This is a genomic window from Pseudomonas abietaniphila (assembly GCF_900100795.1).
Taxonomy (GTDB): Bacteria; Pseudomonadota; Gammaproteobacteria; order Pseudomonadales; family Pseudomonadaceae; genus Aquipseudomonas; species Aquipseudomonas abietaniphila.
Map to the genome: position 1 here is coordinate 1 of NZ_FNCO01000047.1, position 1,832 is coordinate 1,832.

Consider the following 1,832-nt stretch of genomic DNA (forward strand, 5'->3'; position numbering starts at 1 on the left):
GCCCTCGATGCGAGACTGGCCGGCGAAGTCCGTCAGTGTGCCGACACGCTTTATGCTCTCGCGGGTAAGCCTGTCCGCATTTCGCGTACCAGGATTGGTCGGGAGCTTCATGTTCTTTCTCGCTTCGAAAAGCAGCTCTGCAAGCTTCCTCTCTGTGCAGCAATGCTCGAAAAAGTATGTGAACCAATCGAAGGCTTTCACGATAGGCGTCTGCGATGGGCTAGACGCCAATTGTTCTCGGAGGGCAAGCCTATATCACGTTCTTCGCTCTACAGAGTCGCGAGCATTCGGCCCCCGATGTAATCCAGCCGGGCATTCTCTCCATCTAAAAAAAGTTCTAAATCAATTCACCGTGAACACATTGTTTTTCTGTTAATGAAAATTTGCACCCTCCAGAATAGCGTCGGCATACGCTGGATGATCACAATCATCATCTAAAACGTACTAACCCGCGATCACCCGAAATAGTTTTGCAATCGCCATTGGCTGACCTACACGGGTTATTGATACGTGTTCTGTATTTCAAGGAGTACGGGCGCGGCGGGGTTTAGATGAATTTACTACGATTCAAAGTTGAGCGGCTGTGTAATTTCCAAATCCAGACCGGATACAGAATTTTACGGGTTGCATATATACTGCCCCCGGATGCACGTTCTCTTCGACCCCTACCTTTAATTGGTAAATGATGTCTGATCTATTATTTTTTCCCGTGTCGATGCCGGATGAAATGCTGCACTCTCGTGTCACCCGCTATCACTATCTGTCAGGCAATAGAACCGCGACAGAAACCTACCGCGATTTGTTCGCATCGAAACCCTTTTGCATTGGTGGCATCGTACCCAAGCAGATCGAGAGGCTCGCGCACAGGCTGCCGGGGCAATCGGAGAGCAATCTCGCAGAGCTGATCAGTAGCAATACTACTTTTCCTGCTTACCGGCCGTTTCTTGGGGTTAAGCAGGGGCCGGAGAACAACGAAGGACCGCTGGGTTATGACGGGGTGGTACGGGTGCCCCGCAGAGAAGAGTCCACCCATGGCAAGGCTAAGCTTTGTCCTACCTGCGTTCAGGAAGATTTGATTGAGCGGGGTTCTGCCTACTGGCATCGATCTCACCAGATACCCGGTGTTGCCGTCTGTTGGCGTCATGGCGACGCATTGATCCATGCCTGCCCCGAGTGCTCTCGCCCGTTCTACCGTAAATTGAAGCTGCTTCCCAATCTGACTGAGCCATGCGCATGCGGCTGGAGCCCGTTAAACAGCGCAGCAATACACAAGGGTTCAAAGATGGAACAGAAAGTCGCTCTGTTCGCACACGATATCTTGCAACGCAATATTCCTCCGATAGGCAGTACGGTATTGAGTTCGTGCTACGTCCGCCAATGCAAGAAGCGCGGATTCATTTTCGGAAAAAATGCGGGTATTGCGAAACTATTCGACAGCATCCAAAGCGCTTACGGCGATGAACTTTTGGCGCAGATTGATCCAGCCTACAACAACGGAAAGCATGAGCAATGGATCCGGCTCAAATCAGATAAAGGTCAGCTAAATATGCCGCTCGCGCGGCATTTGATCATTGCTCTTCATTTGTTTTCCACTGCAGATAACTTTGAAGAGGCTCTGAAGAATGAGTCTATCCTGCTGAGTGCCTCTGTTTCTCCGCGAGTTCCCAAAGGCGAACAATCGCTTCCTAACCAAAAAACTAGATATCGCCAAAAAATTGAGTTGCTTTTAGCGCTGCGTACCGACGCCGATGTCGAGTACCTCTGGAAGAAGGCGTACAAACCTACGCAATGGATTCTAGAAAATGATAACGCATGGTTAATGGCAAAACTCC

General features: G+C 50.1%; 2 protein-coding genes. Both read left to right on the forward strand.

From position 1 onward, the window contains the following. The first annotated feature begins 15 nt into the window (after nucleotides 1-15). Nucleotides 16-303 carry a hypothetical protein gene (locus BLS87_RS35030; RefSeq protein ID WP_341845445.1) on the forward strand — a complete coding sequence of 96 codons (288 nt, stop codon included), beginning with the start codon at nucleotides 16-18 and terminating at the stop codon, nucleotides 301-303. 382 nt (nucleotides 304-685) lie between these two features. Then, nucleotides 686-1,832, forward strand: a 1,147-nt coding sequence (locus tag BLS87_RS33260) for a TniQ family protein (RefSeq protein ID WP_244165946.1), incomplete at its 3' end; no start/stop codon positions are given.